Here is a 6,355-nt window from a genome sequence, read left to right as displayed (position 1 = left end):
AGACCAGCGCGGGGTCCGTTCGTGGGCACGCTGATGATGCAGACGACCGCCGTCCCCGACCCGGGATTTCGACAACTTCAATGACGATCACCCCCGCCGTGGTCGTCACACAGAGGGACGGTCAACACCCGGGTGCCGACGGGAAACGACATCCGGTTGTGCCGCATGCGGGTTTACAGCACTCACAGTGCCATAGCACGACCACCCCGACCACAGCGCGGTCGGCGCCGGACGCCCGCGTTGTGGTTGGCAGCGATCATTCGCCGATGTTGCACAACCGCCGCTCAGCTAACAGATTGCATTCGCAACTTCGCTGCGGCGGCGACCCCCTTTTCACCGAGCGGTAACTTCCCGGTGAAACTGTGCCGGGCCGATTACGCGGACGGGCCCGCCAGTTAGCGGGCAGCGCCACGCATAACTGACCTGAGCGCTAAAAAGAGAGTTTGCGCAACTCCGCATGTCGGCAGCGTCCGAATTGTCACGGTGACACCCCCTCGGCCTGTCAAATTCGTCTTGCCAGTGGGGGGTCTGGGGTATGTCTTGTGAGGGCGTTTTTATGTCCAGAATTCGAAAAGGAGAAAATATTTGCCCGCTAGCTAGAAATGGAGAGACCGGCGGCGACATACTTGGTGTCGCCGCATTAGCACCGGCACCGGATCTGATAGTTGGCAGCCGGCGTCAGCGTTTTTCTGTATCGCCAACCCGCACCGATAGGAATAGCCATGTCAATTGCTTCTCTCGAATCCGTCCGCGCCGACGATTTCGAACTCGCGAGTAACCACAGCTGGTGGGACGCCGACGCGGAATGCACATTGGTGATGTCGCAGCCCCATCTCGACCCCGACCTGTGGATGGAGTACCTCCGCGGTGCGGAGCGCAGTTACCGCAAGCACGGGGTCGAGCGCGCACTGGATGTGGACGAGATCAGCGACGGACACGACACCGCGGTCTTCTGGGCAGCGTTGGACGTGACCGGACGCGTGATCGGCGGCGTGCGCGCCAAAGGCCCGCTGACCGGGGCCGACGACTCACACGCGGTCGTGGAGTGGGACGGGCAGCCGGGTCTGGCCGCGGTGCGCAAGATGATCGACGACCGCGCCCCGTTCGGCATCCTCGAGATGAAGTCGGCATTCGTGACCGACGATCCGGCCCGCAACAAAGGCGTGACGCGTGCGCTGGCACGCAGTGGTTTCCACGCGCTGGCGGCGATGGACCTCCAGTTCTGCATGGCCACCTCGGCGCCGCATGTGCTCGACAAGTGGCGCTCCTCGGGAGGAATAGTTGCGTCGATCCCCGCGACGCCCTACCCGGACCCCCGCTACCGCACCAAGATGATGTGGTGGGACCGCAGGACGTTCATCCGGCACGCGGAGCCCGCGCAGGTGTCGAAGATCCTCAACGAGATCAGGGCGATGGAGCGGTCGCGCGTCGTAACCGGCGGAATCGGATGGCCACGCGATAATGCGCTGTGAGCTTTGAGAGCTTCCGTGCGCAAACGGATGACGCCGAACCCGCCGGACAGCGCGATGCCGCAACCGCGGTGGTCCTCGATCCCGACGACACCGCCGACCAGGAGACCTTGCGGTCTCTGCGTCAGGACCCGGCGATCATCTTCGTCGATCGCAGCGCACAGCAGGCCGACACGCTGGCCCGGCTGCTGCCGGCGCCGGAACCGGAGCTGACCGCCGAACCCCGGCGGTGGGTGCACTATCCGTGGCGGCGCACCGTGATCGGGATGCTGGGTCCGCGTTCCTACGCCCGCGTGCGCTCCGACCGCAACCGCAACCTGATCACCGCACAGGAGCAGGAGGCGCTCGCCGCGTTGCGCATCGGTGTGGTGGGCCTGAGCGTGGGCCACGCGGTCGCTCACACGCTGGCGATGCAGGGGCTGTGCGGCGAGCTTCGTCTGGCCGACTTCGATGAACTCGAGCTGTCCAATCTGAACCGGGTTCCGGCCACGGTGTTCGACATCGGCGTGAACAAGGCCATCATCGCCGCCCGCAGGATCGCCGAGGTGGATCCGTATATCACTGTGCGGGTGATGGATTCGGGGCTGACGGCGGACACCGTCGCCGAATTCCTCGACGGCATCGACATCGTGGTCGAGGAGTGTGACTCGCTCGACGTGAAAGCGCTTGTCCGCGAAGCGGCACGCAGCCGTCGGCAGCCGGTGTTGATGGCCACCAGCGACCGCGGCCTGATCGACGTCGAGAGATTCGATCTCGATCCGGAGCGACCGATCTTCCATGGGCTGCTCGGCAATGTCGACGCGTCGGCACTGGCCGGCCTCGACAGCCGGGACAAGATTCCGCACGTGCTGCGGATCATCGACGGCGCCAACCTGTCCTCGCGGGGTGCGGCCTCGCTGGTGGAGGTCGGCCAGAGCCTGTCGACATGGCCTCAGCTCGTCGGCGATGTGCTCGTGGGTGCCGCGGCGGTCGCCGAGGCCGTGCGCAGAATCGGCCTCGGCGAGCCGCTCTCGTCGGGCCGGGTGCGTGTGGACACGGCAGCGGCCCTCGACGCTCTGACCGATCCGATGGACGCCGGGCCGCAACCCGAGTGGGAACCTCCGGCGCAGGACGACGAACAGATCCGGGACCCGGTGCAGGCGGTGGCCGTCGCGGCGAATCGTGCGCCGTCGGGAGGCAATGTGCAGCCCTGGCACATCGAGTCCGGTCACAACGTCGTCACAATCCGACTGGCCCCGGAATATCAGTCGACGATCGACGTCGGATTGCGCGGCAGCGCGGTGGCCGTCGGCGCCGCCGCGTTCAACGCCCGCGTCGCTGCCGCGGCGCACAAGATGATCGGTTCGGTGACCTACGTCGAGGGCGACGAACGTGCCCCACTGGCCGCCGTGATCGAACTCGTCGACGGCACCGACGACGATCTCGCGTCACTGTATCCGGCGCTCTCGGCGCGGGAGACCAACCGCAGACACGGAACGGGCGCGCCGGTGCCGCAGGAGGCGATGGACGCCCTGCACGCCGCGGCACGACGCGAGGGATCACGGCTGGAGGTTCTCGTCGATCGGGACGTGATCGACCGGATCGGCGTGCTGTTGGCCGAGACCGACCGCATTCGCTATCTGACGCCGCGCCTGCACGCCGACATGGCCTCGGAGCTGCGCTGGCCCGGCGACGATTTCCCAGATTCCGGAATCGATGTGCGGAGCCTGGAACTCGGCACGGCAGAGCTGGTCACCCTCGACATCCTGCGCCGCCCTGAGGTGATGTCGCTGCTGCACTCCTGGGATGCCGGAGCGGTGCTCGGCGCCGACACCCGGATTCGTATCGCGAAAAGCTCCGCACTCGCGCTGATCATGACCGACGACCTGTCCCTGACCGGTTATGCCCGGGGTGGCTCCGCGGCCGAGTCCGTGTGGATCGCCGCTGCGCAGCACGGCCTTTCGGTGCAACCGATATCCCCGGCATTCCTCTATGCCCACCATCGCGACGAACTTGACGAGCTCTCACCGCTATTCGCACCCGAGCTCGCCGATCTGCAATCGCAGTTCCGTGGCCTGACGGGTGAGCGTCCCGGCGAGACCACCGTTCTGATCCTCAGACTCGCCTGTGCACCACCTGCATCGGTGCGCAGTCGGAGACGGCCCGTCACAAATACTGACGCGCCCGTATCCTGACTGCACGATGTCTGACAACGACACACTCCGCAGCCTCGACCTGGTGGTCACCTCGGTGGCCACCAAGTTGATGGCCGCCAACGCGGCGACCTCGGTCGAGGTGAGTCAGCGGGTACTGGCCGAACTCGTCGCCTATCTGGGTGTCGATGTCAGCTTTCTGCGCTACAACGACCACAAGATCCGTGCGTCACGGCTGATCGCGGAATGGCCGGTGCGCCCCGGAGTTCCCGACCCGGACCCGCTCGCGCTCGTCTATTTCGCCGACGCCGACCCGGTGTTCGCCCACTCCGAACACGGCAAGAAGCCGATGGTGTTCCGGCCCGAGCCGGCCACCGACGACTACCAGAAGCGCATCGAGGAGACCCGCGCCGTGCCGGCCACCTCGATGGCGGCGGCTCCCCTGGTCTCTGGTGAACTCACCACCGGTGTGCTCGGGTTCATCAAGTTCGGTGACCGCGAGTGGACCGCTGAGGAACTCAACGGGCTCGAAGCGATCGCGTCGCTGTTCGCTCAGGTCCAGGCGCGCGTGCAGGCCGAGGAGCAGCTCCGTTACCTGGCCGAACACGACGACCTGACCGGACTGCACAACCGCCGTGCGTTGCTCGCCCATCTCGACGAGCGCCTGGCAGTCGGCGCGCCAGGCCCGGTGTCGGCGCTGTTCTTCGACCTCGACCGTCTCAAGGCGATCAACGACTATCTCGGGCACACAGCAGGCGACTGGTTCATCCGGGTGCTGGCTGAGCGGCTGCGCCGGGGCGCGGACTGCCCGAACATGATCGCGCGGCTCGGCGGTGACGAATTCGTCCTCGTCCCCGGCGTACCGATGGACGCACAGGAGGCCGAAACCCTCGCGCACCGCCTGCAGTCGACGCTGCGGGAACGGGTCTCCATCGACGGCGAGATGCTCACGCGCACGGTGAGCATCGGTGTGGCTCAAGGTGTGCCGGGTCGTGACACCACATCGGATCTGCTCCGCAGGGCGGATCAGGCCGTGCTGACCGCCAAGAACTCGGGCGGCAACAAGATCGTCACCTTCACCGACGACATGTCGATGAAGAACGAGTTCGACAACGACATCGAGCTGCACCTGCAGAGCGTCATCGAAAACGGCGCGCTGCTGCTGCACTACCTGCCCGAGGTGGACATGCGGACCGGCGAGATCCTGGCCGCCGAGGCCCTGGTCCGCTGGCAGCATCCGACGCGTGGTCTGTTGTCCCCGGAGTCGTTCATCGGTGTCGCCGAGTCGATCAACCTCGCGGGCGAGCTGGGTCGCTGGGTGATGCGGGCGGCATGCGCGGATTTCGCGGCGTGGCGGGCCCGCGGCATCGGCCGGGACGCGGTGATGCGCATCAACGTCTCGCCGGTACAGCTGGTCACCGACGGCTTCGTGGACGCGGTCGCCGCGATCGTCGACGAGTTCGGACTCGACAAGGGATCCATCTGCCTGGAGATCACCGAGAGCGTCGTCGTCCAGGACATCGAGACCACGCGCGTCACCCTCAACGGTCTGCAGGAGGCCGGCGTGCGCATCGCGATCGACGACTTCGGCACCGGGTACAGCGCGCTGTCCCATCTGAAGTCGCTGCCGGTCGACACGCTCAAGATCGACAAGAGCTTCGTGCGCGAACTCGGTTCGGATCCGGGCGATCTGGCGATCGTGCGTGCGGTCATCGCGCTCGCCGAGGCGTTCGGCCTGGAACTGGTGGCCGAGGGCGTGGAGACGGAGGCCGCGGCGTTGACGCTGCTGCGCCACGGATGTCACCGGGCCCAGGGATTCTTACTGTCACGGCCGATTCCCGGCGCGGCAATGGAGACACTGCTGGCCAAGGGACGGATCCCGGTGAGCTTCGCCAAGTCCTAGTCGCTGACGTCCGAACCTGCGGTGTGCAGCGGAACCGCTTGAGCCACCGCGGGATCGGACGTCAGCAACTCCAGCCGTCCGAACCGGCTGGCTTCCTTACCGACCAGCGCGACCCGCAGCGCGACCCGTTCGGGCAGCCGCGGCGAGGCCGCCCCGCGGCCGACGGCGCCGTCACCGCAGACCAGCACACCGTGGCGCGCCCGGACCGACAGGGCACCGTCGGCGGTGCGGAACACCGCTCCGGCCACCCGGCCGTCCTCGAACACCAACGCCTCGAAACCCTCGACGTGCTGCGCAGACACGCCACGGTCGTCGGCTTCATCGCTCAGCCAGCGGTGGACGGAACCGGCGGGGTCGTCGGGATCGGGTGTGGCGACGCCGAGCTCGGTGACCTTGAACATCTCGCCGTGCTGACCGGGCATCGTCGCCGAGGTCCAGTCCGTGACCTGGGTGTAGAGGTAGCCCGACGGCGACGGGATGCAGACCGCCGCCCAGTCACGCAGCCGCCACCCCTGAAACGGCGGCACGGTGCGCCCCCGCGTCGGCGCGGTCTCGGGCATCAGACGCACCGGCAGATCGGCGTCGCGCTGCCTCAGTGTGGCGAGGTCGAGGTCTTCGGTCAGCGCCGAGAAGTAATCGACGGTCGCCTCGTCGCCGACACGGGAGAAACATCCGCGCAGCCCGAGTGGCTCGTCAGGCCGGCCGGGATCGGCAATGTCGGCGAGAAATACCTCGCCGTCGTGTTCCACCGTCGAAATGGCCACCGCCAAACCGGCCGAACCGGCTCCGGCACACACCACGTCGACTTCATCGTCCCAATCGTGCTCAATGCACAAAGTTATTCGCCTCAA

General features: G+C 66.8%; 4 protein-coding genes. 3 read left to right on the top strand and 1 reads right to left on the bottom strand.

Features of this window, described 5'->3' with window-relative positions:
* The first annotated feature begins 722 nt into the window (after positions 1-722).
* From ACTWP6_RS20420 to ACTWP6_RS20410, 3 genes are read left to right on the top strand one after another with little or no spacing between them, the layout of a single operon-like run.
* On the top strand, positions 723-1,472 hold the full coding sequence (locus tag ACTWP6_RS20420) for a hypothetical protein (RefSeq protein ID WP_443188632.1): 750 nt from the start codon (positions 723-725) through the stop codon (positions 1,470-1,472).
* Positions 1,469-3,643: an Rv1355c family protein gene (locus ACTWP6_RS20415; RefSeq protein ID WP_443188631.1), complete on the top strand. Its 2,175-nt coding sequence runs from the start codon at positions 1,469-1,471 to the stop codon at positions 3,641-3,643. Before ACTWP6_RS20420 ends, ACTWP6_RS20415 begins: the two co-directional genes overlap by 4 nt.
* A 7-nt stretch (positions 3,644-3,650) precedes the next feature.
* Entirely contained in the window at positions 3,651-5,504 is a 1,854-nt protein-coding gene (locus ACTWP6_RS20410; RefSeq protein WP_443188630.1) for a putative bifunctional diguanylate cyclase/phosphodiesterase, read from the top strand.
* On the opposite strand, the gene ACTWP6_RS20405 is transcribed toward ACTWP6_RS20410, so the two are convergent.
* The gene (locus ACTWP6_RS20405) at positions 5,501-6,268 is read right to left on the bottom strand and encodes a hypothetical protein (protein ID WP_443188629.1); all 768 of its coding nucleotides are present in this window, start codon (positions 6,266-6,268) and stop codon (positions 5,501-5,503) included. The genes ACTWP6_RS20410 and ACTWP6_RS20405 overlap by 4 nt on opposite strands.
* Between the last annotated feature and the right edge of the window lie 87 nt (positions 6,269-6,355).

The organism is Mycobacterium sp. 4D054 (assembly GCF_052245755.1).
GTDB lineage: Bacteria > Actinomycetota > Actinomycetes > Mycobacteriales > Mycobacteriaceae > Mycobacterium.
This window is presented reverse-complemented; position numbering and strand designations above follow the sequence as displayed.